Annotated in this window: 32 protein-coding genes; 4 read left to right on the plus strand and 28 right to left on the minus strand. The window is 68.7% G+C overall.

The annotated features are described in order from the left end of the window. Positions 1-8: 8 nt before the first annotated feature. The 15 genes from DIE21_RS21585 to DIE21_RS21655 form a co-directional block, all read right to left on the minus strand. A complete protein-coding gene (locus DIE21_RS21585) occupies positions 9-1139 on the minus strand; it encodes a porin (RefSeq protein ID WP_124499628.1) in 1131 nt (376 codons plus the stop codon). Between the two features lie 276 nt (positions 1140-1415). After that, positions 1416-2093, minus strand: a complete 678-nt coding sequence (locus DIE21_RS21590) for a response regulator (protein WP_124499629.1) — start codon at positions 2091-2093, stop codon at positions 1416-1418. 15 nt (positions 2094-2108) lie between these two features. Further along, positions 2109-3476, minus strand: coding sequence for a sensor histidine kinase (locus tag DIE21_RS21595; RefSeq protein WP_124499630.1), 1368 nt, complete (start codon positions 3474-3476; stop codon positions 2109-2111). 73 nt (positions 3477-3549) lie between these two features. Next, entirely contained in the window at positions 3550-4398 is an 849-nt protein-coding gene (locus tag DIE21_RS21600) for an ABC transporter permease (protein WP_185640773.1), read from the minus strand. A 60-nt stretch (positions 4399-4458) separates the two neighbouring features. Continuing rightward, positions 4459-5256 carry an ABC transporter ATP-binding protein gene (locus DIE21_RS21605; RefSeq protein WP_124499632.1) on the minus strand — a complete coding sequence of 266 codons (798 nt, stop codon included), beginning with the start codon at positions 5254-5256 and terminating at the stop codon, positions 4459-4461. Between the two features lie 121 nt (positions 5257-5377). Next, positions 5378-6382, minus strand: coding sequence for an ABC transporter substrate-binding protein (locus DIE21_RS21610; protein ID WP_124499633.1), 1005 nt, complete (start codon positions 6380-6382; stop codon positions 5378-5380). A gap of 143 nt (positions 6383-6525) precedes the next feature. After that, positions 6526-7308, minus strand: a complete 783-nt coding sequence (fliR, locus tag DIE21_RS21615; RefSeq protein WP_124499634.1) for a flagellar biosynthetic protein FliR — start codon at positions 7306-7308, stop codon at positions 6526-6528. Positions 7309-7336: 28 nt separating this feature from the next. Continuing rightward, positions 7337-7609: a flagellar biosynthesis protein FliQ gene (fliQ, locus tag DIE21_RS21620; protein WP_006750427.1), complete on the minus strand. Its 273-nt coding sequence runs from the start codon at positions 7607-7609 to the stop codon at positions 7337-7339. A gap of 16 nt (positions 7610-7625) precedes the next feature. Beyond that, entirely contained in the window at positions 7626-8387 is a 762-nt protein-coding gene (fliP, locus tag DIE21_RS21625; RefSeq protein ID WP_124499635.1) for a flagellar type III secretion system pore protein FliP, read from the minus strand. Positions 8388-8423: 36 nt separating this feature from the next. Further along, complete coding sequence (fliO, locus tag DIE21_RS21630) at positions 8424-8990, minus strand: flagellar biosynthetic protein FliO (RefSeq protein ID WP_124499636.1); 567 nt, start codon at positions 8988-8990, stop codon at positions 8424-8426. Then, positions 8987-9478 (minus strand): flagellar motor switch protein FliN, encoded by a 492-nt coding sequence (fliN, locus tag DIE21_RS21635; protein WP_124499637.1) that lies wholly within the window; start codon positions 9476-9478, stop codon positions 8987-8989. Before fliN ends, fliO begins: the two co-directional genes overlap by 4 nt. Continuing rightward, on the minus strand, positions 9471-10469 hold the full coding sequence (fliM, locus tag DIE21_RS21640) for a flagellar motor switch protein FliM (protein WP_124499638.1): 999 nt from the start codon (positions 10467-10469) through the stop codon (positions 9471-9473). Before fliM ends, fliN begins: the two co-directional genes overlap by 8 nt. A gap of 22 nt (positions 10470-10491) precedes the next feature. Next, entirely contained in the window at positions 10492-11028 is a 537-nt protein-coding gene (fliL, locus tag DIE21_RS21645; protein ID WP_124499639.1) for a flagellar basal body-associated protein FliL, read from the minus strand. A gap of 188 nt (positions 11029-11216) precedes the next feature. Next, positions 11217-11939 carry an LrgB family protein gene (locus tag DIE21_RS21650; protein WP_124499640.1) on the minus strand — a complete coding sequence of 241 codons (723 nt, stop codon included), beginning with the start codon at positions 11937-11939 and terminating at the stop codon, positions 11217-11219. A gap of 13 nt (positions 11940-11952) precedes the next feature. Beyond that, complete coding sequence (locus tag DIE21_RS21655; protein ID WP_124499641.1) at positions 11953-12426, minus strand: CidA/LrgA family protein; 474 nt, start codon at positions 12424-12426, stop codon at positions 11953-11955. Between the two features lie 140 nt (positions 12427-12566). Between DIE21_RS21655 and DIE21_RS21660 the strand changes: the two genes are divergently transcribed. Next, complete coding sequence (locus DIE21_RS21660) at positions 12567-13493, plus strand: LysR family transcriptional regulator (protein WP_124499642.1); 927 nt, start codon at positions 12567-12569, stop codon at positions 13491-13493. Positions 13494-13516: 23 nt separating this feature from the next. On the opposite strand, the gene DIE21_RS21665 is transcribed toward DIE21_RS21660, so the two are convergent. From DIE21_RS21665 to DIE21_RS21680, 4 genes are all read right to left on the minus strand, one after another. Continuing rightward, positions 13517-13903 carry a type II toxin-antitoxin system VapC family toxin gene (locus DIE21_RS21665; protein WP_124499643.1) on the minus strand — a complete coding sequence of 129 codons (387 nt, stop codon included), beginning with the start codon at positions 13901-13903 and terminating at the stop codon, positions 13517-13519. Continuing rightward, positions 13900-14148, minus strand: a complete 249-nt coding sequence (locus tag DIE21_RS21670; protein WP_124499644.1) for a type II toxin-antitoxin system Phd/YefM family antitoxin — start codon at positions 14146-14148, stop codon at positions 13900-13902. The genes DIE21_RS21665 and DIE21_RS21670 overlap by 4 nt, the downstream gene beginning before the upstream one ends. A 111-nt stretch (positions 14149-14259) precedes the next feature. After that, complete coding sequence (locus DIE21_RS21675) at positions 14260-15822, minus strand: DHA2 family efflux MFS transporter permease subunit (protein ID WP_124499645.1); 1563 nt, start codon at positions 15820-15822, stop codon at positions 14260-14262. A gap of 175 nt (positions 15823-15997) precedes the next feature. Further along, complete coding sequence (locus DIE21_RS21680) at positions 15998-16486, minus strand: MarR family winged helix-turn-helix transcriptional regulator (RefSeq protein ID WP_124499646.1); 489 nt, start codon at positions 16484-16486, stop codon at positions 15998-16000. A gap of 176 nt (positions 16487-16662) precedes the next feature. On the opposite strand from DIE21_RS21680, the gene DIE21_RS21685 reads away from it, so the two are divergent. Beyond that, the gene (locus DIE21_RS21685) at positions 16663-16950 is read left to right on the plus strand and encodes a multidrug ABC transporter ATPase (protein WP_124499647.1); all 288 of its coding nucleotides are present in this window, start codon (positions 16663-16665) and stop codon (positions 16948-16950) included. A gap of 273 nt (positions 16951-17223) precedes the next feature. Then, entirely contained in the window at positions 17224-18786 is a 1563-nt protein-coding gene (locus DIE21_RS21690) for an efflux transporter outer membrane subunit (RefSeq protein ID WP_124499648.1), read from the plus strand. 28 nt (positions 18787-18814) lie between these two features. On the opposite strand, the gene DIE21_RS21695 is transcribed toward DIE21_RS21690, so the two are convergent. Genes DIE21_RS21695 through gspG form a run of 8 tightly spaced genes read right to left on the minus strand, consistent with a single transcriptional unit; the run spans position 18815 to position 24761 of the window. Then, a complete protein-coding gene (locus DIE21_RS21695) occupies positions 18815-19603 on the minus strand; it encodes a type II secretion system protein N (RefSeq protein WP_124499717.1) in 789 nt (262 codons plus the stop codon). A 31-nt stretch (positions 19604-19634) separates the two neighbouring features. Beyond that, positions 19635-20141: a type II secretion system protein GspM gene (gspM, locus tag DIE21_RS21700; RefSeq protein ID WP_124499649.1), complete on the minus strand. Its 507-nt coding sequence runs from the start codon at positions 20139-20141 to the stop codon at positions 19635-19637. Then, entirely contained in the window at positions 20138-21508 is a 1371-nt protein-coding gene (gene gspL / locus DIE21_RS21705) for a type II secretion system protein GspL (RefSeq protein WP_124499650.1), read from the minus strand. Before gspL ends, gspM begins: the two co-directional genes overlap by 4 nt. Before the next feature lie 24 nt (positions 21509-21532). Continuing rightward, a complete protein-coding gene (gspK, locus tag DIE21_RS21710) occupies positions 21533-22642 on the minus strand; it encodes a type II secretion system minor pseudopilin GspK (protein WP_124499651.1) in 1110 nt (369 codons plus the stop codon). Between the two features lie 2 nt (positions 22643-22644). Further along, positions 22645-23349: a type II secretion system protein J gene (locus DIE21_RS21715; RefSeq protein ID WP_124499652.1), complete on the minus strand. Its 705-nt coding sequence runs from the start codon at positions 23347-23349 to the stop codon at positions 22645-22647. Beyond that, positions 23327-23728 carry a type II secretion system minor pseudopilin GspI gene (gspI, locus tag DIE21_RS21720; protein WP_409364644.1) on the minus strand — a complete coding sequence of 134 codons (402 nt, stop codon included), beginning with the start codon at positions 23726-23728 and terminating at the stop codon, positions 23327-23329. Before gspI ends, DIE21_RS21715 begins: the two co-directional genes overlap by 23 nt. A gap of 2 nt (positions 23729-23730) precedes the next feature. Next, entirely contained in the window at positions 23731-24264 is a 534-nt protein-coding gene (locus tag DIE21_RS21725; RefSeq protein ID WP_124499654.1) for a GspH/FimT family pseudopilin, read from the minus strand. 44 nt (positions 24265-24308) lie between these two features. Then, positions 24309-24761: a type II secretion system major pseudopilin GspG gene (gspG, locus tag DIE21_RS21730; protein ID WP_124499655.1), complete on the minus strand. Its 453-nt coding sequence runs from the start codon at positions 24759-24761 to the stop codon at positions 24309-24311. A 177-nt stretch (positions 24762-24938) separates the two neighbouring features. Here gspG and DIE21_RS21735 point away from each other — a divergent pair, with 177 nt between their 5' ends. Further along, positions 24939-25349 carry a general secretion pathway protein GspC gene (locus tag DIE21_RS21735; protein ID WP_124499656.1) on the plus strand — a complete coding sequence of 137 codons (411 nt, stop codon included), beginning with the start codon at positions 24939-24941 and terminating at the stop codon, positions 25347-25349. Between the two features lie 30 nt (positions 25350-25379). On the opposite strand, the gene gspF is transcribed toward DIE21_RS21735, so the two are convergent. Beyond that, complete coding sequence (gene gspF / locus DIE21_RS21740) at positions 25380-26597, minus strand: type II secretion system inner membrane protein GspF (protein ID WP_124499657.1); 1218 nt, start codon at positions 26595-26597, stop codon at positions 25380-25382.

The raw sequence follows: 26597 nt of genomic DNA on the forward strand, positions 1-26597 counted from the left end.
CGCCGAGGTCAGAAGCGCGTGCGGATGCCCGACGTCAGTTCGAGCTGGTTCTTCGCGCCGAACGTCGACGACACCTTGTAGCCGCCGTGCAGGCGCATGTAGTCGCCGGCCAGGTACAGCTCGGTGCGCTTGCTCAGGTGGTAGAACACCGACCCGTAGATCGTCTCCTTGAAGCCGTTGCCGACGCCGTTGGTCAGGCTGAACGCGCCGAGGTTCGCGTTCGGCGTGAAGCCGTCGGCGTTGTACGCGGCATTCTTGATGCGCATCTGCTGATAGCCGAGCTCGTAGTCGAGCGCGCCCTTCGGCGCGATCTTCATCGACACCGTCCACGAATCGTCGTGACGCTGGCCGAGCGAGCCCTGGTCGCCGTTGTAGCGGAAGTAGCCGGCGTTCAGGCGCACGATGCTGAACGCGTAGTTGCCGCCGACCGAGAACGTCTGGTTCGTGAAGCCGTTGTGGTTCACGTGGTTGTAGAAGCCCGACACGGCGAACGGCCCGCCGTTGTAGCCGAGTGCGACCTGGTACGCGGAGCCGGTCGCGAATGCGGTCGAGTTGCTGAACTGGTAACCGGCGCTCGCGAAGATGCCGTTGCTGAACAGCTTTTTCCACGCGAGGCCGTTGTTGTAGCGCGTGCCGGTCGGTCCGGCCGCGTAGAAGATCATCTGCTTGAAGTTGTTCGAGTTGGTCCAGCCGCCTTCCTCGGTCGTGAGCTTTGCGGAGCCGTACGCGTCGCCGTAGATCGCCGACGCGTCGCGCGCGATCGAGTTCTGGAAGCCGGCCGTCAGCTTGCCGAAGCGCTCGTCCTCGACGCCGACCCACGCGTCGCGGTCGAAGATCTGGCCTTCGTCTTCCATCTGGCCGTTCGCGACCACGAATTCGCTTTCGAGGCGGAAGATGATCTTCGTGCCGCCGCCGATGTCCTCGGCGCCTTTCAGGCCCCAGCGGCTGCCGCTGAACCACGGCTCGCCTTCGTTGCCCATGCCGATCACGTGATTGCCGTTCGCGTCGGCGTGGGTCCGGTAGGTCGGGAAGCTCAGGTCCATCAGGCCGTAGAGCTGCACGCTCGACTGCGCGTGCGCCTGGGTGCCGGCGCACAGGCCTGCCGCCGCGATGGAAAGGGCAAGGGTTTTTCGTTTCAAGATCGTCTCCTCCGAGCTGCCGCATTGAAATCTGTTCGTTGGCAGTACGTAATGTATGCCGGATGTTGCCGACCACAGCGAGAGGGCCGACGCGTAGCATCGTAGAGGGTGCAATCCTTCACGCCGCTTTCCCGGAGGAAAGAATCGGATCGGTGAAAACACCGAAATCGCAATAATCGAGAATCGGGCAGGCGGGCGAACGCGTGCCCGGCCGGCCGCCAGTTGGCTGGCTGCCGGCACATTACGTGCTACGAATCGACGCCCGGGGCAGGGCCGTCAGTCCTGCGCGGTCTTCGCGCGCAGGATGTAGCCGAGCCCGCGCAGCGTGATGATCTCGGCCGTGCTGCCTGCGAGATGCTTGCGCAGCCGGTGGATGTAGATGTCGATCGCGTCGGCGCTCGGCTCGTCGTCCAGCGCGAACACGCTGTCCATCAGCCGCGCCTTCGACACGGTCTTGTTCTGCTGCAGCATCAGCGTTTCGAGGATCGCGTGCTCGCGGCGGCGCAGCGCGAGTACCGCGTCGCCGCAGCGGAATTCGCGCGTGCCGAACGCATAGACGAGATCGCCGCACACGAGCTGCGTCGTGCCCACTCCAGCCTGCCGGCGGATCAGCGCGCGGATCCGCGCGACGAGTTCGCGCGATTCGAACGGTTTCACCACGTAGTCGTCGGCGCCCGCGCCGAAGCAGTCGACCTTGTCGTCGACCGAGCCGTGCGCGGTCAGCATCAGCACCGGCACGTTGTCGTTGCGGCGCCGCAATCGCGCGAGCACTTCCTTGCCGCTGATGCCGGGCAGCCGCATGTCGAGCAGCACCGCGTCGTAGCGCTCGGTCTTCAGCACCGTATCGGCGCGCTCGCCGTCGCCGACGCAGTCGACCGCGAAGTCCTCGCCGCGCAGCAGGTTCACGATCCAGTGCGCGAGTTCGGCATTGTCTTCGACCAGCAGGAGTTTCATGACGGCATCATCTCTTCAATCAAAGGCGGGCAGCCGCACGGTCACGACGATACCGCGATTGCCGGCCCCCGGCGCGAGCGACGCGCTGCCGCCGTGCGCCTGCGCGATCTCGCGAACGATCGCGAGGCCGAGGCCCGAGCCTTCGGTGTCGGCCGACACGCGGTAGAACCGCTTGAACACGTGCGGCCGCGCTTCGGCCGGAATGCCGGGGCCGTTGTCGACCACGTCGAGCACGACCGCGTCGCCGTCGCGCCGCGCGGCGACCGTCACGCAGCCGCCCGGCTGCGTGTAGCGTACCGCGTTGTCGACGAGGTTCATCACCAGCGCGGTCAAGAGGCTGTCGCTGCCCGCGACGTCGAGCCGCTCGCCGAGATCGGCGCCGAGGTCGATGTCGCGCCGCTGCGCGAGCACGATCGTTTCCTCGAGCACGCTCGACACCACGGCGGCGAGATCGACGCGATGCGTGAGCAGTGTCGACGGCGTCGCTTCCGCATGCGCGAGGAGCAGCAGCTTGTCGGTCACGTCGGCCATCTTGCGGCTGCTGCGCTGCATGCTGTCGAGCACCGACGCCAGCTCGCGATCGTCATGGTCGCGCTGCTGCGCGTACTGGATCTGCGTGTCGAGCACGGCGATCGGCGTGCGCAACTGGTGCGCGGCGTCGGCGATGAAGCGGCGCTGCGTGGCCGTGTGCGTGTTCAGCCGCGCGATGCACTGGTTGATCGCGTCGACGATCGGCCGCAGCTCGTGCTGCAGCCGCTCCGGGCGGATCGGCTCCAGTTCCATCGGCCCGCGGTCGGCGACATCGTCCTTCAGCTTCATCAGCGGGCGCAGCTCGAGCGTGAGGCCGAGGTAGACGAGCACGATCGCGAGCACCAGCATCAGCGACAGGCGCACGAGCTGCGGCCGCCAGATCGTCGCGACCATCGCGTCGTACGAGCGCGTCGTCTTCGCGACGACCACCGTGACCGTCTCGACCTGCCCCTCGTTGTACAGCTGGCGATCGTACGCGGCCGCGCGCAGCCGCACGCCGTCGAGCGACGTGTCGTACAGCGTCGGCTCGACGCCGTGCCGCTCGGGCACCGTGAGCGTCGGGTTGCCCGCGAGCAGCCGGTCGTGGCCGTCGATCACCTTGTAGAACACCGAATCGCGCGACGGCGATTCGAAGATCTCCAGCGCGGCCGGCGGCACGTCGGCGGCCGGCAGCCCGTTGCGCCATTCGACGTCCTCGCCGATCGTGCGCGCGGATGCGACCAGCGCGCTGTCCTGCACGAGCGCGGCCGTGCGCCGCGCGGTGTCGTACGACATTGCGCCCGCGATCAGCACGAAAGCCGCGAGCGGCAGCAGCAGCCACCACAAGAGCCGCCCGCGCAGGCTATGCGCCATTCCTTCTCCTCAATGCCGAACCGCGCCGGGGCAACCGGCGCGGTTCGGGCGTGTCATCCGATGCGTGCGATGCTCAGAACGCGGCGGGACGCCACTTGAGCAAGCGCTTCTCGACCCAGGTCAGCAGGTAGTCGGCGGCCAGCGCGACCACGGCCAGCACGATCATCGCCGCGAACACGCCGCTCGCGTTGAACGCGCCCTGGGCGGTGGAGATTAGCAGGCCGATGCCCTGCTTGGAACCCAGGAATTCGCCGACGACCGCACCGACCAGTGCGAAGCCGAAGCTCACGTGCAGGCTCGCGAGAATCCAGCTCAGCGCGGACGGGATCACGACAGCCGTGGTGATCTGCCGGCGCGACGCGCCGAGGATCTGCGCATTCGCGATCAGGTAGCGGTCGGCCTCGCGCACACCCTGGAACGCGTTGCCGAACACGACGAAGAACACCATCACGACGGCCAGCGCGATCTTCGACGCCATCCCGAGGCCGAGCGCGATCACGAAGATCGAGCCGAGCACGACGCGGGGGATCGAGTTCGCGATCTGGATGTACAGGCCGAACACGTCGGCCATCAGCTTGTTGCGGCCGAGCACGATCCCGCAGAACACGCCGGCGACCGAGCCGATGATGAAGCCGATCCCGGTTTCCTCCAGCGTGACCCACACCTGGGTGAGCAGCGGGCCCTGCGACGTGCCGTTCGCGAACCAGTCCTGGAGCTGCGCGAAGATCAGCGACGGCATCGAGAAGAAGAACGGATCGATCCACTTCAGGCGTGCGGCGAGCTCCCAGCCGCCGAGCACGACGACGAGCACGGCGATCCGCAGCGTGACGATCAGGTTGCGCCGGCGGCGCAGCCGGCGTTGCGCGGCGCGCTCGTCGTCCTCGAGCGTCGTCGCCGGAAGGGCGGTAGTGGGAAGCGTCATGTCGGTCATGCTCCTGTCCTTGCTGTGTCTCTTGCCATTGCTTGCCGTGCGGCGTATGCGTCAGCCGATCTGCACTTCTTCGCGCAGGTCGTGCCAGATGTCCTTGGAAATCTCGATGAAGCGCTGCTCGTAGCGGATCTCCGACGTGACGCGCGGACGCGGCAGGTCGATCTCGTACACGCGCTTGAGCGTCGCGGGGCGCGCGGTCAGCACGAACACGCGGTCGGCGAGCGCGATCGCCTCCTCGAGATCGTGCGTGACGAACACGACCGAGCCCTTGTTGGCGGACCAGAGCTGCAGCAGCTCGTCCTGCATCAGCGTGCGCGTCTGCATGTCGAGCGCGGAGAACGGCTCGTCCATCAGCAGGATTTCCGGCTGGTTGATGAAGGTCTGCGCGAGCGCGACGCGCTTGCGCATCCCGCCCGAGAGTTGATGCGGGTAGTGCTTCGTGAACTTGTCGAGGCCGACCTTGCGGATCCATTCCTCGGCCTGCGCGTAGGCGACGTCCTTCGAGCGGCCGCGAAACAAGGGGCCTGCCGCGACGTTGTCGATCACGTTGCGCCACGGGAACACGGCGTCGGCCTGGAACACGAAGCCGATGCGCGGGTCGATCCCGTCGACCGGGCGGCCCATCACGCGCACCTCGCCCGACACCGGCTTGAGCAGCCCGGTGATCATGTTCAGCGTGGTCGACTTGCCGCAGCCGGTCGGCCCGACGATCGCGATGAACTCGCCGCGCGCGACGCTCATGCTGAAGTCGCGCAGCGCGACGGTGGCCTTGCCTTCCGGCGAAATGAAGCGGCACGACACATTGCGAAACTCGATCGCCGGTGTGCTCGGGGAAACTGCCTGGTTCATCGCATTCGTCCTGCGGGTGAGGAGGGCATCGCATCGTGGCGACGCCGGGCCGGTCAGCCGGGCCGGAACGGGGAACGCGCGGCGGCGGGATCGCCGCCGCCGGCGCCTGTACCGATATCGATTACTTCGCGTTCACGAAATCGTTGGTGTAGGTGCGCGCCAGGTCGATATGCTTGCCCTTCACCGAAGGGTTGAACGCCGACAGCACCTTCAGCACGGTCGCCGGGCCGTCGGCCGGCATCTTCGCGTCGGCCGTATACATCGGCAGCGACGCCTTCAGCGCGCTCACGTACAGCGCCTTGTCCTTCTGGTAGTCGGCGGGCATCTTCGCGGCGATTTCCTCGGCGCTGTGCGTGTGGATGAACTGCATCGTCTTCGCGAACGCGTGCGCGAGCCGGGTGGCTTCCGCCTTGTGCGAATCGGCCCACGCCGACTGCACGTACAGGCTCGCGGCCGGATAGGTGCCGCCGAGCGCGGCGCGCGTGCCTTCGACGGTGCGCATGTCGACCAGCACCTTCGCGTCGCCCATCTTCTCGAGCGCGGACACGGTCGGCTCGGTCGTCATCCCGGCGTCGATGCGGCCCTGCTTGATCGCGGCGATGAAGCTCGCGTCGGCGCCGACCGGCAGCATCGTGTACTGCGTCGACGGCACGCCGTGCTGCAGCGCGAGGTATTGCGTGAGGAAGCTCGTCGACGAGCCGAGGCCCGTCACGCCGAGCGTCTTGCCCTTCGCGTCGGCCATCGACTTGAAGGTCGGCGCGGCCTTGGTCGACACCATCTCGACCTCGCCCGGCACCTGGCCGAACACGGCGATCGCCTTGACTTCCTTGCCCTTGCTCTGCAGGTCGACCGTATGGTCGTAGAAGCCGACGACGCCTTGCACGGCGCCCGCCAGCAGCTCGTTCTCGGCGTCGACGCCGGCCGGCTGCGACAGCAGTTCGACGTCGAGGCCTTCGGCCTTGAAGTAGCCGAGCTCCTGTGTGAGCCGCGCGGGCAGGTAGATCAGCTTCGCGATCCCGCCGACCATGATCGTGATCTTTCCGCCGTCGTCGGCGAAAGCGGGGTGAGCGGCGAGCGCGCAGCTCAGGCTGGCTGCAACGGCAAGGGTGCGCAGGATGGGTCGCATCAGGGTCGTCTCCTTCGTTGTATTCGTATGGCGCGATGCTTGCTGCATCGTGATAACGAGTATAGGGAGGCGAAACCTTCTGCTACCTTTCGCGGGACGGCGATTCCGTTAGGGGTTTTCCAGCAATCGGGGACGCAAGCGGACTAGCGCCAGCCAAGCAACACCCGCCCCATCGCATCGAGCCCCATGTCGAACAGGTGCGACACGAACGGCACGAGGTTCGGGATCATCAATTGCACGAGCAACAGCCCGACCAGCATCGTGACCGGAAAGCCGATCTGGAAGATGCCGATCTGCGGCGCCGCGCGGTTCAGGATCCCGAGCGCGAGGTTCGCGATCAGCAGCGCCGCGACGACCGGCAGCGCGAGCAGCAGCCCCATCTCGAACACGGTCGCGCCGAACGCGGCGAGCGTGCGCCAGCCGGGCGCGTGCAGCAGGTCGGCCGACACCGGCAGCGACTGGAACGACGCAGCCAGCGCCGCGAACACCTGCAGGTGGCCGTCCACCGCGAGGAACGCGAGCATCGCGATCGCGTTCAGGAAGCGGCCCATCGCCGGCGTCGCGCCGTTCGAATGCGGGTCGAAGAAGGTCGCGAAGCCGAGCCCCATCGACAGGCCGATGAAGTCGCCGGCCGCCTCGACGGCCGCGAACACGATCTGCATCGTGAAGCCCATCGCCGCGCCAATCAGGAACTGCGTGACGATGATCCAGATGCCTTGCGCGGAGAACACCGTGACGCCCGGCATCGCGCCGAGCGTCGGCGCGACGACCAGCGCCATGAACGCGGCGATACCGATCTTCACGCGCACCGGCACCGCCGCGTGGCCGACCACGGGCGCCGTCGCGACGAGCGCGAGCATCCGCACGAACGGCCACAGGAAGGCGGTCAGCCAGCCGTTGAGCTGCGCGTAGGTAACCGAGAACATCGCGGGGGACGCGGGCCGGGCGTGCCGGTCAGCCGGCGCCGAGCGTCGCGACGTGCAGCAGCGTCTGCCGCAGGTAGTCGAGCATCGTCGTCAGCATCCACGGGCCGGCGATCACGAGCGTCGCGGCCACCGCGAGCAGCTTGGGGATGAACGACAGCGTCGATTCGTTGATCTGCGTCGCGGCCTGGAACAGGCTCACGACGAGGCCGACCGCGAGCGCGACCAGCAGCAGCGGGGCGGCCAGCAGCAGGCCGACCATCATCGCCTGGTGCGCCAGCGTCATCACCTGTTCGGGCGTCATCGCGCGACTCCTCCGTTCAACTGAAGCTCTGCGCGAGCGAGCCGATCAGCAGCTGCCAGCCGTCGACCAGCACGAACAGCATCAGCTTGAACGGCAGCGACACGGTGGACGGCGACACCATCATCATCCCCATCGACATCAGCACGCTCGCGACGACCATGTCGATGATCAGGAACGGGATGAAGATCGTGAAGCCGATCTGGAAGCCGGTCTTCAGCTCGCTCGTGACGAACGCGGGCACCAGCAGCGACAGCGGCACGTCTTCCGGACCCTGCATCGGCGCGGCCTTCGAGATCTTCGCGAACAGCGCGAGATCGGTCTCGCGGGTCTGCTTCAGCATGAAGGTCTTGAACGGCGCGACGCCGCGCTGCACGGCCTGTTCCATCGGCATCGCGCCGTCGGAGAACGGCTTGTAGCCGTCGGCGTAGGCGCGGTCGAGCACCGGCGACATCACGAAGAAGGTGAGGAACATCGCGAGGCCGACCAGCACCTGGTTCGGCGGCGTCGTCGCGGTGCCGAGCGCCTGGCGCAGCAGCGACAGCACGATGATGATGCGCGTGAAGCTCGTCATCATCAGCAGCATCGCCGGCAGGAACGACAGCATCGTGAGCAGCAGCATCGTCTGCACGCTCAGCGAATAGGTGGTGCCGCCGTTCGGGCCCGGGCTCGTGTTGAACGCGGGCAGGCCGGCCGCCTGCGCGCAAGCGAGCGCGGGGGCGAGGCAGAGGATCAGCACGGGCGCGAAACGCGCCGCGCGACGCAGGAATTCGTGTTTCATCGGAATGCAGGAACGGAAAGAGGGCACGACGCCATGTCAGCGGTCCTTGCCGCGCCCGAAGCGCTTCGCGGCTTCGCCGGCGAGCGCGTCGCGAAACCGCGTGCCGAACGTGCCGGGCTGGCCGTGTTCGGCGGATGCGGCGCCGGCGGGGGTGTCGGGCGACGCCGAAGCCGGCGCCACCGTCGAGCCGGCCGGCAGCGTATGCAGCAGCCGCACGTTGCCCGGCGCGACGCCGAGCACGAGCCAGGTATCGCCGATCTCGACGATCGTCGCGCTTTCCTTCGCGCCGAGCCCGACGCTCGACACGACCTTCAGCGGGCCGCCGCGCCGCGCGGGCTGGAACCCGAAGCGGCGCGCGAGCCACGCGCAGCCGAACACGAGGCCGATCACGACCGCAAGCCCGACGAGCGTCTGCAGCACCGCGCCGACGCCGAGCGACGGCGCGGCCGAGCCGACCATCACGCCCGACGCGATCGCGCCGGCGTTGTTCACCGCGTTCATGTCGGCGGCGCAGGCCGGCGCGCATGCGAACGACGCGGCGACGGCCAGCGCCGCCACGCTCGGGAACAGGCGCACGCCGCGGCCGGACTTCCCGGCGTTCACCGATTCAGCTTCCGGATGCGTTCGGCCGGCGTGATGATGTCGGTCAGCCGGATGCCGAACTTGTCGTTGACGACCACGACCTCGCCCTGCGCGATCAGGCAGCCGTTCACGAGCACGTCCATCGGCTCGCCGGCCATGCCGTCCAGCTCGACGACCGAACCCTGCGCGAGCTGCAGCAGGTTGCGGATCGCGATCTTCGTGCGGCCGAGCTCCACGGTCATCTTGACCGGGATGTCGAGGATCATCTCGATGTCGTTGTGCGTCGAGCTTGCCGCGGCTTTCGACAGCGGCTGGAACACGCCGGCGCCGGTCGCGCCCGCCGGCACCGGCTGCTGGTTCTGCTCGGCGAGCGCGGCGGCCCAGTCGTCCATGCCCGGATCCTCTTCCGCCGCCGCGGGTGCCACCTGCACGGCCGCGGCCGATTCCGCGAGCGCCGCGTCGGCGAGCGCCTGCGGGTCGAGTTCGGGCGTCGGGTTCAGCTCACTCATATCCACCTTCCTTCATCGTGTCGCCCGCGCTGATCATCTTCTGCACGCGCAACGCATATTGACCATTGAAAATGCCGTAGCCGCATTCCATCACCGGCACGCCGTCGACCTTCGCGGTGATCGTGTCGTCGATCTCCAGCGGCAGCACGTCGCCCGCACGCAGGTTCAGGATCTTCTCGAACGTCGACGGGATCTCGGCGAGATCCGCGCTCAGCTCGACCTCGGCCGACTGCACCTGCTGCGACAGCACGCGCACCCAGCGGCGGTCGACTTCGAGTGCCTCGCCCTGGATCGGCGACGCGAGCACGTCGCGGATCGGCTCGACCATCGAGTACGGCATGCAGATGTGCAGCGTGCCGCCCGTCGGCCCGAACTCGATCGAGAACTGCGTGACGATCACGATCTCGTTCGGCGTCGCGACGTTCGCGAACTGCGTGTGCATCTCCGAGCGCACGAATTCGAACTGCAGCGGCCGCACGCTCTTCCATGCGGTCGTGTAGTGCTCGAACACGAGGTTCAGCAGCTTGCCGATGATCCGCTGCTCGGTGGCCGTGAAGTCGCGGCCCTCGACGCGCGTGTGAAAGCGCCCGTCGCCGCCGAACAGGTTGTCGACGACGAAGAACACGAGGTTCGGGTCGAACACGAACAGCGACGTGCCGCGCAGCGGCTTCACGTGCACCAGGTTCAGGTTCGTCGGGATCGGCAGGTTGCGGGTGAACTCGCTGTACTTCTGCACCTTCACCTGGCTCACGGAGATTTCCGCGGTGCGCCGCATGAAGTTGAAGATGCCGATCCGCAGCAAGCGCGCGAAGCGGTCGTTGATGATCTCGAGGCCGGGCATCCGGCCGCGGACGATCCGCTCCTGCGTCGCGATGTTGTAGGGGCGGACGCCCGACGTGTCGCGCTGCTCGTCGACCGCGTCGGTTTCGCCCGTGACGCCCTTGAGGAGGGCGTCGACCTCCTCCTGGGACATGAACTCCTGGTGGCCCATGCGCGCTCCTTTTGCGGCCGCGTTACTGGACGACGAATTCGGTGAACAGCACGTCGTCGACCTTCGCGCGCTGGTTGCCCGGCTGCGTCGGCTGCTCGATCAGGTCCCGCAGTTCCTTCGCGAGCGAATGCTTGCCGTCCGGCGTCGCGAGGTCCTCGGGATGCTTGTTCGACAGCGCGAGCAGGATCCGGCTGCGGATCTCCGGCATGCGCGCGGTCAGCTGCTCCTGCGCCTTCGGGTCGGTGAGCTTCAGCGACAGGCCGACGCGCAGGTAGTGCTGCACGCCGTCGTCCGACTGCAGGTTCACGGTCAGCGGGTCGAGCGGGAAGAACACCGGCGCGGCAAGCGGCGCCGGCTCGGCGGGCGCGCTCGCATGGCCGACGCCAGCCTTGCTCAGGAACACGTACATGCCGCCCGCGGCGGCGGCGGCCGCGCCCAGCGCGATGACGGCGATGAGCGCGATGCGCTTGAACTTGCCGGACGAAGCCGGCTTGTCGGCAGTCGGGTTTGCGGTCGTGGAGGCCATGTGAATGCGTGCGTGATGTCTCGTAGCATGCATTGTTCGGCATCCGGGCCGGGCCCGATGGGCGGAAAAGAGGGGGGAATTGCGGCTATCTCAGCCGATTGTCGGCCGGGTGTCGGCGCGAGGCAGGGCGGGAGCAGCGGGAAAACGACCCGGCGGGACAGAACGGGCGCCCGGGCCGCAGGGCGCGGGGAGGGCGGGCAGCGGCGCCCGCCCGGGTGGCGTCAGGTCGGCAGCAGCGACAGGAGCGGCGCGATCAGCACCATCGCGACGCCCGCGATCATCATCGTGAGGCTCGAGACGACGCCTTCCTCGTTGCCGATCTCGCGCGCCTTCGCGGTGCCCACGCCGTGGGCGGCCGCGCCGAACAGCGCGCCGCGCGCGAGCCGCGTGCGCAGCGGCACCAGCGCAAGCACGATCTCGCCGAGCAGCATCCCGCAGATGCCGGTCGCGATCACGAACAGGGCGGTGAGATCCTTCGGCGCGTGGATCTTGTCGGACACGGCGAGCGCGAACGGGGTCGATACCGAGCGCGTCATCAGCGAGCGCTGCAGTTCGGGCGACAGGTGCAGCAGCTTCGCGAGCAGCAGCGACCCGCACACGCCCGCGGCGATCCCCACCGCGACGCCGACCGACAGCGACAGCCAGTGGCGGCGGATCAGGTCGCGATAGTCGTAGATCGGCACCGCGAACGCGATCGTTGCCGGGCCGAGCAGCCACATCAGCCAGCGCGTGTCGCGGAAGTAGACCGAATACGGGATGCCGGTCAGCAACACGAGCAGCACCAGCACGCCCGGCACGAACACGAGCGGCGAGAACAGCAGCGTCTTCCTGTATGCGTAGAGCCGCTTCGACGCGAAATACAGCACGACCGTCAGCACGAAGCAGCCGACGGAGATCGCGGTATTCACCTGGTCGGCGGACAGGATCGACAGCAGCGCAGGCATCGCAGGCCCCGGCTCAGTGGGCGGACACGGTGGCGAGGCGCGCGCGGCGGCGTTCGGCGAACACGCGCTGCGCGGCGAGCCGGCGCTCGAGCTTCGCGGCGAGGTCGACCGCAACAGCCACCGCGACCATCACGAACGCGGTGCCGGCGAGCATGACCAGCGCGATGCGCCAGCCGTCCTCGCGGAACAGCCCGCCGTACTGGACCGCCGCGACGGCGGCCGGCACGAAGAACAGCAGCATGTCGGACAGCAGCCAGTTCGCGCCGTCCTTCACCCACGCGGGCGCGACGCGGCCCGAGAACAGCAGCACGAGCAGCACCGCGAGGCCGATCACGCCGGACGGCACCGGCAGCCCGATCGCGCGCACGGCCCAGTCGACCGCCATCCACAGCACGCCGAGTGCGGCGGCCTGCAGCACGATCCGGCCCGTGCGCGCAACGTGGCCCGAAGCGGGGCGGGCGGCGGCAGTAGCGATCGGCTTGGTCATTGCGGGCTCCATACAGATATTCCGTTGATGGTGTGAGTATAGGGTTTCCCCTAACCATAAATAAAATGACTTGTCTCTATCCTTGTCATTCCAATTCGGAATTCGCTTTGGGTTCGCCGCACCAATCTGGGGAGTGATCGATGGAATTGCGCGCACTGCGGTACTTCGTCGAGGTGGTCCGTCAACAGAGCTTCACGGCGGCCGCCGACCGCCTGTTCGTCACGCAGCCGACCATCAGCAAGATGGTGAAGGCGCTCGAGGACGAGATCGGCTCGCCGCTGCTGCTGCGCGACGGCCGGCAGATGGTGCTGACCGACGCGGGGCGGATCGTGTTCCAGCGCGGCCAGGACGTGCTCGCCGCGCAGGCGCAGCTGCAGTCGGAGCTGAAGGATCTCGGCACGCTCGGGCGCGGCGAGCTGACGATCGGCATTCCGCCGCTCGGCGGGTCGCTGTTCACGCCGATCATCGCCGCGTACAAGCAGCGCTATCCGAACATCGAGCTGAAGCTGTTCGAGCAGGGTGCGCGAATGATCGAGGCCGCGCTGATGTCGGGCGAGCTGGAGCTCGGCGGGCTGCTGGAGCCGGTCGACCCCGACACGTTCGACCGGCTGCCGATGGTGCGCGCGCCGCTGTGGCTCGTCGCGCCACGCGAGTCGCGCTGGGAGGATCACGCGGCCGTGCCGCTCGCCGATCTCGCGCGCGAGTCGTTCGTGTTCTATGCGGAAAGCCTCGCGCTGCACGATGCGGTGCTCGACGCGTGCCGGCAGGTCGGGTTCACGCCGTCGATCGTGAGCCGCAGCGGTCATTGGGACTTCATGGCCGCGCTGGTGCACGCGGGCGTCGGCATCGCGCTGTTGCCGGAGCCGTACTGCCGGCGGCTCGATGCGCGGCAGTTCACGTGCCGGCCGATCGTCGAGCCGGAGATCACCTGGGCGATCGCGCTCGGCTGGCTGAAGAAGGGCTACCTGTCGCACGCGGCGCGTGCCTGGCTCGAGGTCGCGCGGGCGACGCTGCCGATCGCGTCGGGCGACGACCTGGCGTTTGGCGGGTTGCGGGCGAGGGAGTGAGGCCAGGCCGATGCCCGGCGCAATCAGACGTGTGTGATCGGGCCCGGATAGCGCGCGACGGTTTGGTCGTGCGTGAGCAGCGTGATGCCCTCCGAGATCGCCTGGGCGACCAGGAGACGGTCAAACGGATCGCGGTGGATCGACGGCAGTTGTTCGACCGCCAGTGCATGCGCGCTCGTGATCGGCAATTCCACGTAGCCGGCATCAAGAAGATTGCGGCGGAGCACGTTTGGGTCCACCTGGAAATCGTCGCGATCCAATCCACGCTTGATGACGATCTCCCAGAGGCTCGCAACGCTGAAAAGCGGTGTATAGGCGGGATCGTCGATGAGTGCGCTGGCGCGGGCGGGCAGCTCGGCCGCACCGGCTGCCGCCCAAAGAAGCAAGTGTGTGTCGAGCAGCAACTTCATGCGTCACCCTCGAACAGCTTGCCGATTTCGTCGCTCCCCATTGTGTCGAAATCGTCCGGGACGCGGATCTGCCCCTTCATGAAACCGATCCGGCTCGGCCGGACCGGGTCCGGCATATCGATCGGAACCACCTTGACGAGCGGCTTGCCGGCTTTTGCGATCACGAACGGTTCGCCGGCATGCACGGCTTCGTCGATCAGACGCGACAGATTCGTTTTCGCGTCATGCATGTTGTAGGTCTGCATCACGCCCTCCAATTGAACTAAGTTCACTTTCATTGTTAGCTTAGTTCAACTCGGCAATCCACACAAGGCGAGCGCGTAGGCCGAAAGTACCCGTCGCCAGTCCTGCCGGTTTCAGTGCCCCATCGCCGGCCCTGCACCCTTCCTCGGCTTCGTGATCCACACGAGCGCCGCGAGCGCGATGAACACGCCCGCCGACAGGTGGAAGAAGTCGTTGGTCGCCATCATGAAGCCCTGCTGCGTGACGAGCTGGTTGAGCTGCGCGTTGGCCGTCTGCCCGACGACCCCGAGCTGCGCGAGCGCGCCCTGGTAGTCGGTCGTGTTCTGCGCGTAGACGCTCACCGATTCCGACAGCCGCGCGTGGTGGTAGATCGCATCGTTCTCCCAGAACGTCGAGCTGGCCGCGGTGCCGATCGCGCCGGACAGCGTGCGCAGGAAGTTCGACAGCCCCGACGCGCTCGCGAGCCGCTCGTCGGAGATGCTCGACAGCGTGATCGTCGTCATCGGCACGAAGAAGCACGCGACGCCGATCCCCTGCACGAGCCGCGGCAGGATCACGTGGTTGAACGGCACGTCGAGCGTGAACGTCGAATTCCAGACCGACACGCCCGCGAACACGATGAACGCGAAGCTCGCGACCATCCGCAGGTCGAGCCGGTGCATGTTGCGCCCGATCAGCGGCGACAGCACCAGCGCGAGCAGCCCGACCGGCGCGGTCGCGAGGCCGGCCTTGCCGGCCGTGTAGCCCATCACCGTCTGCAGCCACAGCGGGAAGATCACGACCGAGCCGAAGAACGCCATGAAGCCGAACGAGATGATCAGCGCGCCCAGCGCGAAGTTGCGGTCCTTGAAGAGCGACAGGTCGACCACCGGTTCCTTCTCAGTCGCCTCCCACACGAGCATGAACGCGAGCGACACGACCGCGATCAGCGCGAGCGCGACGATGAAGGTCGAGTTGAACCAGTCGCGGTCCTTGCCGAGGTCGAGCATCATCTGCAGGCACGACACGCCGATCACGAGCAGCGCGAGGCCGATCGCGTCGATCCGCTGCTTCGTCGTCTTCGTCTCGCGGCCGCGCAGCAGGAAGTACGCGCAGGCCGCGGAGAAGATGCCGATCGGCAGGTTGATGTAGAAGATCCACGGCCACGTGTAGTTGTCGCTGATCCAGCCGCCCAGCAGCGGGCCGAAGATCGGCGCGACGATCACCGTCATCGCCCATAGCCCGAGCGCGAGCCCGCGCTTCGCGGGCGGGTAGCTGCGCATCAGGATCGTCTGCGACAGCGGCACCATCGGGCCCGACACGAGGCCCTGCAGCAGCCGGAATGCGATCAGCGTCTCGAAATTCGACGCGAGGCCGCACAGCGCGGACGCGAGCGTGAACGCGAGCACCGACAGCGTGAACAGGCGTACCTCGCCGACCCGCCGCGCGAGCCAGCCGGTCAGCGGCACCGCGATCGCGGACGCGACCGAATACGACGAGATGACCCACGTGCCTTCGCTCGTCGCGACGCCGAGGCTGCCCGAGATGGTCGGCACCGCGACGTTCGCGATCGACGTGTCGAGCACTTCCATGAAGGTGCCGAGCGCGAGCCCGACGGTGAGGAGCGCGAGCGCGCCGCCGGTCAGCGGCGCGGGTTGGGCGGCAGGCGGCGCGGCGGATGCCGTGGTGGCGGACATCGGAATCTCCTAGACGCGGCGCGCACGACGCGCCGGCACAACGCACGGGCGCGCGATACCGCGCGGCCCGGCCGGGTGGAACGGGTAAGGGAAGAGACGGAGCATGTGCCTTGTCATCTTCTGCCCAGACAGAGAAATAAGCGAATGCTTAACCTAGACATCGGGCCTCCCGTGCTCAGCAGCCCGGTTCGTCGGGCTTCGGGCAGCCGGTGTCGCCGGGCCCGTTGGCGATGAACCGCTGCAGCAGGCCGGTGAGCGTCGCGAGTTCGTCGGCCGAGAAGCCGGTGAGCTGCGCATTCAGCGCGGTCGCGATCAGCGACGGCAGCGCGCGGGCCGCCTCGGCGCCGCGCTCGGTCAGCGTCAGCTCGATCACCCGGCGGTCCTGCTCGCTGCGCGAGCGCGCGACCAGGCCCTTGCGCTCGAGACGGTCGAGCATGCGCGTCATCGAGCCGCTGTCGTACGACATCTTGCGCGACAGCTCGAACGGCGTGCGCGCATAGCCGCGCGACAGCAGCAGAATCACGCCGATCTGCTGCGCGGTGAGGTCGTACGGCTCGAGCGCGCGGTCCATCCGCTCGACGAGCGCCTGCCGCGCCTTGGTCAGGTAATAACCGAGGCTCGTTTCCAGTGCGATGGTGTCGGGATCGTAGAGGCCGCCGTTCATGGCGATTGCGCGCGCAGCAACAGTGCATTTCAGGTCAGAACGCGCCCAGTATCTTGAAAAATGATTGCTTAGTCAATATTATTTCAGTCAACCAGTTACGACGTGCATGTCGCACTGCCGGAGACTATGTTCTGACCGCTTAGCCCGCGCTGCCGGGCCCCCCGAGGATGTTCGCGATGCTGTTCCTGAAAAATGCCGCCGGCGCGCTGCGCCGCAACCTGACCGATACCGCTCATCATGTGTTCTCCGGGCCGCACCGCGGCTGGAAGATCGCGCTGTACGTGACGATGCTGGTGGTACCGGGCGGATCGCTCGCGGCGCTCGGGTTCGCATGGTTCGATCATCGCCGGCAGCGCAACGCGAAGGGCGCGGCCCGCCGCACGAGCCAGCCGGCAGCAACGGAGCCGTCGACGACATGGCGGTCCGCCGCCGATCCCGTTCCGGTGCCCGTGCACTGCCACTGAAGCCGCACCGCTCCCGCCGTCCCGACTGAACGCCGGCCGCGCCCGCGGCCCGGCGCCGCATGCGATGCGCGCCTTTCCCGTCTCGCCCGCAAGCGATCCGTAATGGCCGGTAAACCGGCCGGCCGTGCCGGTAACACATGCGTGCCGCCGCGCACCGTACCCTTGGGGCTGCGCGGCTTTCCCGCCGTCAGTTACCATTTGTCCGCCAGCGGCAGAATCACCGCACCGCGCGACGCCGCCCGCCGGCCGTCCCGCCCAGACAGGAAAACCACGATGCCGTACGCCCCCCTCCCGCGCGCCCTTCGCCCGCTGAGCGCCGCCGTCGCCGTTGCGACGGCCGTGCTGCTCGCCGGCTGCGCCGTCGGGCCCGACTATCACCGGCCCGACACGTCGATCCCCGCCGCCTTCAAGGAAGCGCCGCCCGGCTGGAAGGTCGCGCAGCCCGCCGACCGGACCGACCGCGGCCCGTGGTGGACTGTCTACGACGATCCGCAACTCGACGCGCTGATCGGCAAGCTCAACACATCGAACCAGACCATCGCGCAATCGGCCGCCGCGTACCGGCAGGCCCGCGCGCTCGTCACCGAGGCCCGCGCCGCGTATTTCCCGACCGTCGGGCTGAGCGCGTCGGGCTCGCGCTCACGCGCGGGCCGCACGTCAACGTCGTCGAGCACGTCGAGCTTCGGCAGCAGTTCGTCGATCAGCAACAGCTACAGCGTCGGCCTCGACGCGAGCTGGGAGCCCGACCTGTGGGGCAAGGTGAGCCGCAGCGTCAGCGCGCAGCGCGCCGGCGAAGCGGCCGCCGCGGCCGATCTCGCGAACGCGCGGCTGTCGCAGCAGGCGCTGCTCGCGCAGACCTACTTCCAGCTGCGCACGTCCGATGCGCTGCAGAAGCTGCTCGACGACACCGTGAAGTCGTACGGCGAATCGCTGAAGCTCACGCAGAACCAGTACGCGCAGGGCGTCGCCGCGCGTGCGGACGTGATCCAGGCGCAGACGCAGCTGCAGAGCGCACAGGCCGCGTCGATCGACAACGGCGTCGCACGCGCGCAGTACGAGCATGCGATCGCAACGCTGATCGGCGAACCGGCGTCGACGTTTTCGCTGCCGCCGAACCCGCTCACGGCGCAACCGCCGATCACGCCGGTCGACGTGCCGTCCGCGCTGCTGGAGCGCCGGCCCGACATCGCGGCGGCCGAGCGCCGCGCGGCCGCCGCGAACGAGCAGATCGGCGTCGCGATCGCCGCGTTCTTCCCGACGCTCACGCTGTCGGCCACCGGCGGCTTCCAGAGCTCGGTGTGGTCGCAACTGTTCACGCTGCCCGCGCGGTTCTGGACGGTCGGCCCGCAACTCGCGGCGACGCTGTTCGACGCCGGCCTGCGCGCCGCGCAGACCGATGCCGCACGCGCGACCTACGACCAGGACGTCGCCGCGTATCGCCTCGCGGTACTCACCGCGTTCCAGGACGTCGAGGACAACCTCGCGTCGCAGCGCATCCTCGCGCAGGAAGTCGACGTGCAGCGGCAGGCCGTCGACAGCGCCGAGCACGCACTCGCGATCGTCACGAACCAGTACAAGGCCGGCACGGTCGCCTACCTGAACGTGCTGACCGCGCAGACCACCGCGTTCACCGCGCAGCAGAAGCTCGCGACGATCGCCGGGCAGCGGATGGTGTCGTCGGTCGGGCTCGTGAAGGCGCTCGGCGGCAGTTGGGATGCGTCGGACATGGCGCGCGAAACGGGCGACATGGCTGCGCCCGCACCGGCGCCGGCGTCCGGTGCGGCGGCGCCGTCCGCGACCGCACCGTCGGCCGCCGTGCCGCTCGCGCAGAAGTAGGAAGGAAAGGGAGAGGGCGCCGCGTGCTTCAGCGCATCGCGTCGCCGAAGGTGAGCGTCACCTGGTTGTCGCCGATCGGATGGCCGAGCAGGTTCAGCAGCCCCGCGAGGTTAGGCTGCTGCTCGGGCGCCGCATGCGCGGTACCGCGAAACGAACCCTGGCCGGGGCCGAAGCTGCCGTGCCCGTCGAGGAACAGCGGGCCCTGCGTCGTCGACAGGTCGAGATCGGCGCCCGAACCCTTCGCCTGCAGTACCGCGCGGTACGACCCGAGCGGCTTCACGCGCGACACGCGCGAACTCATCGAATCGATCGTCACCGTCAGCTGGCCGAACGCGTTGTTGCCGATCATCCGCCAGTCGGTCCAGCCGAGCCGCACGTCGCCCTGCAGGTCGAGCGTGTTGAACGGCGTGCCGAGCCCCGCGAGCAGCGACGCGGGCACGGCCATCGCGCCCGCCGACAGCACCGCGCCGCGCCACGTCGCGTCGAGCGTGACGGCGTCGGGCATCGCCTCGGTCTGCCGCATGCGCATCTGCACGCGTCCGGTCAGCAGCGGCCAGAAGCGCGTGGTCCATTGGACCCGGCCCGGCAGCAGCGTCGCCGCGCCCTGGTCCGCGCCCGGCGCGAGCATCAGCGTGCCCGAACCGTGCCACAGCGATCCGTCCGGATCGACGAGGTTCACGTGCCCGCCGGTCGCGCGCGCGAACTGCGGCGCGATCCACGCGGCCGGCGCGAGTGCGACGAGCGTCAGCACCGTCGCGAGCCCGCCTGCCGCCAGCCACGGCAGCGCGGCGACGAGCCGCCTGAGTCCCGGCCTCATCGGCTGGCCGCCGCTGGTTTCATCCACTGCGTCATTTCTGCGTCGAGGGTTGCATCACGGCCGTCAGGTCGACCTGGCCGTCTTCCTTCAGCGCGGTCACGTGCGCTTCGCCGACCTGCACCTTGAACTGCCGGCGCGCGTCGTCGAGCCACTGCGTCCACACCGGGAACGGCACGTTCTTCATCTGGATCTGCACGCCGTTGCCGACGACCTGCACCTGCGCGCCCTGCAGCCCGTGATCGGACAGCGAGGCGGTGAGCGCGTCCTTCAGCGCGAGGCCGGTCGGCGCGACGCCTTGCGCGGCGGCCGTCAGCGACTTCGCCTCGTTGGCCTGCGCGGTCATCTGCGCGAGCTCGCCGCGCATCGTCGGCAGCGCGTGCCGGATGCGCGCGCGGCCTTCCTGCGCGGGCGACCACAGCACCGAATACGCGATCGCGACGGCCAGCACGGCGCCGCCCCAGCCGAGCAGCGTACGCTCGCGCGGCGTGCGCTCGCCCCAGAACTGGGCCAGCGTCTGGTTCAGTTGTTCCATCTTCATGAACGGCTCCGGATGGTCCATTTGCCGGTGCTGCTGTCGACTTCGCCGGTCAGCCCGTTGCGCGCGAGACGCTGCGGGAAATCGGGGTCGACCTTGACCTCCGGCTTGAAGCCGACGTCGAGCCGCCGGTCGTGATAATCGAGCGATGCGATTCCGTTCAGCGGCAGCGCGCCCATCGAACGCGACAGCCCGCTCGACAGCGCGAGGAAATCGTTCGGCGACAGCTCGCCCGCCGCGAGGCGCAGCTGGTCGAGCTGGCGCTGCATCTGCGCGGGCGGATCGAGCACCGTCGTCGTCTTCGGGAAGGCGGACAGGAGCGTCTCGGTGATCTGCGCGGACAGCGCATCTCGCTCGCGCGACAGCTTCCACCAGTGCAGGTTCATCCCGATCACCGCGACGCCGAGCGTTGCCGCGGCGAGTGCGATCGGCACGCGCAGGCGCTTCACCGTCGCGCGGTCGAAGCGCCACGGCTGCGATTCGAATTCGAACTGGCACAGATCGAAGCGCTCGGTCAGCGCACGCCGCGCGAACGCGTCGAACGACAGCGGTTGCGCGCCCGGCAGCAGCGGGCCGTCGGCGCGTCCGACCGACGCGAGGCGCGGCTCCGCGCCCGGCTCGCCGAGTTCGTACAGTTCGACGTCGCCGCCGCCCGCGAGCGCGGCCAGCGTGCCGCCGGCACGCGACGCGGGCGCCGCGAAACCTTCGCCGAGCGCGCCACGCGCGACCGCGAGTTCGAGGCGCCGCGCACCGGGCGCGGCCGGCTGCGCGCCGGCTTCGACGAGCGCGGGTTCGACCGCCGTCGCGAGGCCGAGCACCGCGGCCACCGTCGCCGGGCGGGCGGCCGGCTCGACCGCGTCCGCGATCGCGTCGGCCTTGACGGCCTCACCGTCGGCAGGCGCATCGAGCGGCGCTGGCGCCGACGCGCGCGGCGCGGGCAGGCAGCGCGTCGCGGGCACCGCGCCCAGGCGCCGGTGGCCGGCCCCGATGAACGCGTCGCAGATCGTGCGGAACCACGCCCGGTCGACGACGGCGAGCACGCGTCGGCCGTCGGGCAATGCGACCGGATCGAGCGCGATATGGCAGCCGAGCGGATCCTGGATCAGCTGATCCTCGACGATGTTGGGCAGCGCCTGGCGCAGCTTCGGCCCCTTGAGCGGCGGCACGGTCGCGGCCAGCAGCAGCACGTCGCGCGCGGCGACGATCAGCAGCGTCGCGTTCGCGCGCGGCAGCAGCGCGAGCGCGGCGCGGCCCGCGCGCTGCACCTGGCCGGCCTTGTCCACGAGCGTGAACGGCAGCTCGGGCCACTGCCACTCCTGCAACGGCACGGCCGGCTCGCGCGGCGGCAAAGAAACAATCAGCGTGCTCAAGAGCTCCTCTCCCGAATGGCGTCGTTATAGCTGGTCGCGGATGCGCACGACCCGCGTCGAGTGCGTGGTCGGATCACGATACACGAGCGAGGTGCGATCCACCTCCGCGCGATCGTGCTGGATCCGGCCATGCACGATGAAGTAACCGGAATTGACGTCGACGAGGCTCGAGTCGATCGTCACGTTCGGCGCGCCGGCGCCGCGCAGCGCGAGCTGCACGTCGCCGACGTTGCGGAAAAACACGGTCTCGCGGCGCGACACGAGCGCCTGCGCGGACGACACGCTCATCCCCGGCACCAGCGCCGCGATCACCTCGGCCGGCGCCGTGTTCATGTTCACCGGGGTCGTGGTCGGCAGCACGGTGACGAACGGGCGCAGCCGCGCGACCATCTCGGGCGTCACGCCGTCCACGTCGAGCAGGCTGTCGACGCCCGTCATCACGAGCGGCGCGGGCCCGCGGTCGCCGTCGGACATCCCCGGTTCGTCGGTGAAGTTGCCGGCCTGCAGGTCGCCGCCGGCCACCGGCGCGGTCGCTGCCGTACCGGCGCCGGGCAGCGTCGGCGTCTGGAAGCGTGTCGCGGAATGCATCAGGCCCGCGCGCATCTGCAGCGCGATCCGCTTCGCGAGCGCGCCGTCGTAGCCGAGCGTCGCCAGCAGCCGCTGGAACGCCTGGAGCTGCAGCACGTTGAGCTGCAGCACGCCGGGCGCCGGCGACGACACGAGGTTGCGCAGGTTGTACTTCGCCTGCGCGTCCTCGATCGATCCGGAGATATAGGTGTCTTCGCCGCCGTTGTCGTTCGGCGCGCCGATCCGGCCGAGGAAGTCCGACAGCTTGGTCTTCGCGATCGGCACGGCCCAGATCCCGCCGAGATAGGTGATGCCGGGCGCCGTGTCGCCTTCGGAGCGCAGGATCATGCGCGTCCAGTCGAGCGCGCCGCGCGCGACCCACTGCGCCTGCGCGATCACGCGCTGGTTCTCGATCCGGCGAATCTGCACCTGCTGGCGCCACAGCATCCCCGACACGAGGATCGCCGACAGCGCGACGACGAGCAGCGCAGTGATGATCGCCGCGCCGCGCTCGCGGCGTGCGTGCGCGCGTGCGGCGAAGCGGGAACGGGGAGGGCGCGTGCGCATCGTCATTCCCCGACGAGGAAGATGCGCGTGACGGGCACGCGCAGCGACGTCGCGCCGATGCTGACCTGCAGCCCCGTCACCGCGCGCGCCGGCGGCGCGTTGCCGATCTGCGGCACCTTCAGCGCATCGTTGTTCTGCGACAGCGCGTCGTTGGCCGTCTGCAGGTTGGTGGTCCAGCCGACGCGCGGCACGTACAGCTTCGCGTCGATCGCACCGACCCCGCCCATCAGCGCCACCCAGCTCCAGCCGTCGACGCTGCTGTCCTTCAGCACGTCGCGCAAGCGGTTCGCGTCGTCGAGCGGCGGCGACACATAGCGCACCACACGCCCGCCGGCGATCCGGTAGCGGACCACCTGCAGCCGCGGCGCGGCGCCCGGCACGTCGAGTTCGCGGACGATCTGCAGCGTGTTGCCGGCGACGCCGATCGCCGGCTGGCCGGCTTCGTCGTCGGTCGCGGCGAGCCGCGCGTCGATGCGCATCTGGTCGAACATCTGCGCGAACACGCGCTCGTCTTCCGTCGCGGACGCGACCTTGTCGCGGCCGCGCATGATCTGGTCGAGCCCGCGCCACGAGAGGATCGCGACCACCGCGAGGATCGCGATCGCGATCATCAGTTCGATCAGCGTGAAGCCCCGCACGCGGCGCGAGCCGACGGAGCGCACGGGCCGGCGCCGCATCGGCGCGTCAGAGCGGACGGCTGGTTTCATTCGCGACCACCGTCACCATTTGCGCGAGCACGCCGGCGCGCCCCGGCATGCTCACCGACACCTGCACGCGCCGGAACACCGGGTTCGGCGTCGTGCTCACGCGCTGCGTGCACATCAGCTGCACGTTGCCTTGCGAGCAATCGAAGCTCTGCTCGCCGACCTCCGGCCACGCATGCGTGAGCCGCAGCTGCGCGAGCGCGTTGTCGGCACTCCAGCCGGCGAGCAGCCGGCGGTGGAGGTCGGATGCATTGGTCGCCATCGTCCCGACCGCGCGGATCGACGCGGCGAGCGCGACCGCGATGATCGCGAGCGCGACCAGCACCTCGATCATCGTGAAGCCTTGGGAAGAAGAAGCCGGGAAGGGCAGGCGACGACGCATCGTCATTGCACCTCGTAGCGGCCGTTGCCGGTGCCGACGATCGTCGCGCTGCCGACCGCCGAATGCAGCGTCACGCGTACCGGCGTGTCGATGCTTTCGGTGCCGAACACGACGCGGCTCGCGCGCGTGTCGGCCCCCGGATAATCGATATCGGCGCCCGTGACGCCGCCGTCCCAGTCACGCGGGCGCAGCAGGTCGTCGCGCAGCGTGCGCCAGCCGTCGGGCGAGCTTACGTCGAAACGGAAGCCGTGCTCGGTCGGCTGCCACGCGATCGGGCGCGCGCGCACCTGCGCTTCGTCGCCGGCCGTCTCGAACAGCAGCGCGATGCGCTGCGCTTCCTCGCGCAGGTCGGTGCGCGGGTTACGCGTCAGCGACAGCGACGCGAGCGACACCAGCAGGCCCGCGATCACGAGCACGACCAGCATCTCGAGCAGCGTGAAACCGCGTGCGTGCGCGCGTGCCGCGGCCGCGCCGCGACACACGCGGTCGTCGCGGCGAGCGCGAGCGGAGCGCAAGGACGTGCGAAGGGCGGGCATGAAATTGACAAGCGGGAACGGGTGTGGGGCCGGTCAGCGCAGGCTTACTGCCACGAACCGATGTCGGAATCGTTGCTTTCCCCGCCTTCCTTGCCGTCGGCGCCGTAGCTGAACACGTCGATCTCGCCGTGCACGCCCGGGTTCAGGTACTTGTACCCGTTACCCCACGGATCGTTCGGCAGACGCTCGAGATAGCCGCCGTCCTTCCAGTTGTTCGGGATCGGATCGGTGGACGGCTTCTGGATCAGCGCGTTCAGGCCCTGCTCCTGGGTCGGATAGCGGCCGTTGTCGAGACGGTACAGCTTGAGCGCCTGCATGACCGTGCCGATGTCCTGCTTCGCGGCGATACGGCGCGCCTCGTCGGGACGGCTCATGATCTTCGGCACGATCAGTGCCGCCAGGATCCCGAGGATCGCGACCACCACCATGATCTCGATCAGCGTGAAACCGCGCTGACGGCGCACGGCCGCATTACGGCGAGTGATCCACGTTTGCATGACTGACTACCTCTTTCCAAAAAATATCGTCGATTGAGTGACGCACCCGGCGCATTCCGGACGATTGCCTGACAGCAAGCTTCCGATACCCCGGGCGCGGAGCACGCATTGTAAGGCGCGCATTGCCGAGGGCTTTCACCCAACGCAAATTTCATATACATCCGTACAATAGCGCGCATGAACGCGCTCTCGATCCGGATCCTCTCCCTCGCCCTCTTCGCGGGTTTGTGCGCGACGGCCACCTACTGGGTCGTCACGCTGTCCGCCCGCGAAGCGCCGCTGCCCGCCGCCGCCGCGCGATTGCCGATCCGCACCGAGGACGCCGCCGCGCTCTTCGGCGGACAGCTCGACAAGAATCCCGTACAGGACATCCACCTGTTCGGCATTCTCTCGCTCGATCGTGGCGCCGCCGCGATCGTCGGTATCGGTGGCGAACCGCCGCGTGCCGTGTCGCTCGGCACCGAGCTCACGCCCGGCGCGAAGCTCGCCGAAGTCCGCAGCCGCTCGATCATCGTCGACCGCAACGGCGCACGCGCCGAAGTCCAGCTCCCCGCGAACACGCCGTCCCCCGCGATCTACATGCGTTGAACGGTGGTGGCCTGACCGGCGGTCAGGCCGTCACTGCACCATGTTGTTCAGCTCGATGATCGGCAGCATCACGGCCAGCACGATCACGAGCACGATGCCGCCCATCGCCAGGATCAGGAGCGGCTCGAGCAGGCTCGTCAGGAACATCGTGCGCCGCTCGAGCTCGCGCGCCTCGCCTTCCGCCGCGCGGTCGAGCATCGTCGTCACGTCGCCCGTCGCCTCGCCGGAACGGATCAGGTGCACGAGCACCGGCGGAAACGTCTTCACGTTGTTCAGCGCGCGCGACAGCGCGGAGCCTTCGCGCACGCGCACGATCGCATCGTCGATGTTCGCGCGCATCGCGCGGTTCGACAGCGTCTCGCCGGCCGCCTGCAACGCGCGCAGGATCGGCACGCCGGCCGCGGTCAGGATGCCGAGCGTGCTCGCGAAGCGCACCGTGTTGTAGCCGCGCACGAGCTTGCCCGCGAGCGGCGCGGTCAGCACCCAGCGGTCGAACGCGAGCCTGGGCCCGTCGCGCGACAGCGTCGCCTTCACGAACCACACGACGAGCGCGACCGCGATCAGGATCGCCCACCACCAGTGCCGCACGAAATCCGACAGCGCCATCATCACGATCGTCAGCAGCGGCAGCTGCTGCTTGGTGCTGGCGAACACGTTGACGACCTGCGGCACGACGTAGCTCAGCAGGAACGTGACGATGCCGAATGCGATCAGCGTGACGATCCCCGGATACGTGAACGCCAGCAGGATCTTCTGCTTCAGCGCGTTGCTCTGCTCGATGTAGTCGGCGAGGCGCGACAGCACGATGCCGAGCTTGCCGGTGTGCTCGCCCGCCGCGACGAGCGCGCGATAGATTTCCGGGAAGTCGCGCGGATGCTGGCCCAGCGCATTCGCGAGCGAATGGCCGCCGAGCACCTCGGCGCGGATCGCGGCCATCAGTTCGCGGATGTAGTCGCGTTCGGCCTGCTCGGTCAGCACGCCGAGCGCCTCGTCGAGCGGCAGCCCCGCGATCAGCAGGCTCGCGAGCTGGCGCGTGAGGATGGCCTGTTCGCGCTGCGACAGCTTGCGGCCGAACGCGAGCCGCTGCGAGCGTGCGCCGCGGGTCGCGCTGGCGGCCGGCTCGACGACGAGCGGCGTGAGCCCCTGCGTGCGCAGCTGGCCGCGCGCGCCGCGCGCACTGTCGGCATCGATCACGCCTTTCTGCGCGCGTCCCGCCGAATCGATTGCTTCGAAACGGAATGCCGGCAT

Origin of the sequence: Burkholderia sp. Bp9140 (assembly GCF_003853425.1) — a bacterium.
Classification (GTDB): Bacteria; Pseudomonadota; Gammaproteobacteria; order Burkholderiales; family Burkholderiaceae; genus Burkholderia.

Excerpts from the sequence above, each read along its gene's own strand:
- DIE21_RS21595 (WP_124499630.1), bottom strand. The coding sequence starts at position 3,476 with ATGGCGCATAGCCTGCGCGGGCGGCTCTTGTGGTGGCTGCTGCTGCCG.
- DIE21_RS21650 (WP_124499640.1), bottom strand. The coding sequence starts at position 11,939 with ATGCCTGCGCTGCTGTCGATCCTGTCCGCCGACCAGGTGAATACCGCG.
- DIE21_RS21655 (WP_124499641.1), bottom strand. The coding sequence starts at position 12,426 with ATGACCAAGCCGATCGCTACTGCCGCCGCCCGCCCCGCTTCGGGCCAC.
- fliQ (WP_006750427.1), bottom strand. The coding sequence starts at position 7,609 with ATGACGCCCGAACAGGTGATGACGCTGGCGCACCAGGCGATGATGGTC.
- DIE21_RS21715 (WP_124499652.1), bottom strand. The coding sequence starts at position 23,349 with ATGAAACCAGCCGTCCGCTCTGACGCGCCGATGCGGCGCCGGCCCGTG.
- DIE21_RS21680 (WP_124499646.1), bottom strand. The coding sequence starts at position 16,486 with ATGAACGGCGGCCTCTACGATCCCGACACCATCGCACTGGAAACGAGC.
- DIE21_RS21690 (WP_124499648.1), top strand. The coding sequence starts at position 17,224 with ATGCCGTACGCCCCCCTCCCGCGCGCCCTTCGCCCGCTGAGCGCCGCC.
- DIE21_RS21685 (WP_124499647.1), top strand. The coding sequence starts at position 16,663 with ATGCTGTTCCTGAAAAATGCCGCCGGCGCGCTGCGCCGCAACCTGACC.
- DIE21_RS21695 (WP_124499717.1), bottom strand. The coding sequence starts at position 19,603 with ATGAGGCCGGGACTCAGGCGGCTCGTCGCCGCGCTGCCGTGGCTGGCG.
- gspI (WP_409364644.1), bottom strand. The coding sequence starts at position 23,728 with ATGCGTCGTCGCCTGCCCTTCCCGGCTTCTTCTTCCCAAGGCTTCACG.
- fliM (WP_124499638.1), bottom strand. The coding sequence starts at position 10,469 with ATGGGCCACCAGGAGTTCATGTCCCAGGAGGAGGTCGACGCCCTCCTC.
- DIE21_RS21665 (WP_124499643.1), bottom strand. The coding sequence starts at position 13,903 with ATGAAGTTGCTGCTCGACACACACTTGCTTCTTTGGGCGGCAGCCGGT.
- fliR (WP_124499634.1), bottom strand. The coding sequence starts at position 7,308 with ATGTTCTCGGTTACCTACGCGCAGCTCAACGGCTGGCTGACCGCCTTC.
- gspK (WP_124499651.1), bottom strand. The coding sequence starts at position 22,642 with ATGCGCACGCGCCCTCCCCGTTCCCGCTTCGCCGCACGCGCGCACGCA.
- fliP (WP_124499635.1), bottom strand. The coding sequence starts at position 8,387 with ATGAAACACGAATTCCTGCGTCGCGCGGCGCGTTTCGCGCCCGTGCTG.
- gspF (WP_124499657.1), bottom strand. The coding sequence starts at position 26,597 with ATGCCGGCATTCCGTTTCGAAGCAATCGATTCGGCGGGACGCGCGCAG.
- gspG (WP_124499655.1), bottom strand. The coding sequence starts at position 24,761 with ATGCAAACGTGGATCACTCGCCGTAATGCGGCCGTGCGCCGTCAGCGC.
- DIE21_RS21725 (WP_124499654.1), bottom strand. The coding sequence starts at position 24,264 with ATGCCCGCCCTTCGCACGTCCTTGCGCTCCGCTCGCGCTCGCCGCGAC.
- DIE21_RS21600 (WP_185640773.1), bottom strand. The coding sequence starts at position 4,398 with ATGACGCTTCCCACTACCGCCCTTCCGGCGACGACGCTCGAGGACGAC.
- gspM (WP_124499649.1), bottom strand. The coding sequence starts at position 20,141 with ATGAAGATGGAACAACTGAACCAGACGCTGGCCCAGTTCTGGGGCGAG.
- DIE21_RS21590 (WP_124499629.1), bottom strand. The coding sequence starts at position 2,093 with ATGAAACTCCTGCTGGTCGAAGACAATGCCGAACTCGCGCACTGGATC.
- DIE21_RS21735 (WP_124499656.1), top strand. The coding sequence starts at position 24,939 with ATGAACGCGCTCTCGATCCGGATCCTCTCCCTCGCCCTCTTCGCGGGT.
- DIE21_RS21660 (WP_124499642.1), top strand. The coding sequence starts at position 12,567 with ATGGAATTGCGCGCACTGCGGTACTTCGTCGAGGTGGTCCGTCAACAG.
- fliN (WP_124499637.1), bottom strand. The coding sequence starts at position 9,478 with ATGAGTGAGCTGAACCCGACGCCCGAACTCGACCCGCAGGCGCTCGCC.
- DIE21_RS21605 (WP_124499632.1), bottom strand. The coding sequence starts at position 5,256 with ATGAACCAGGCAGTTTCCCCGAGCACACCGGCGATCGAGTTTCGCAAT.
- DIE21_RS21675 (WP_124499645.1), bottom strand. The coding sequence starts at position 15,822 with ATGTCCGCCACCACGGCATCCGCCGCGCCGCCTGCCGCCCAACCCGCG.
- fliL (WP_124499639.1), bottom strand. The coding sequence starts at position 11,028 with ATGCATGCTACGAGACATCACGCACGCATTCACATGGCCTCCACGACC.
- DIE21_RS21610 (WP_124499633.1), bottom strand. The coding sequence starts at position 6,382 with ATGCGACCCATCCTGCGCACCCTTGCCGTTGCAGCCAGCCTGAGCTGC.
- DIE21_RS21670 (WP_124499644.1), bottom strand. The coding sequence starts at position 14,148 with ATGCAGACCTACAACATGCATGACGCGAAAACGAATCTGTCGCGTCTG.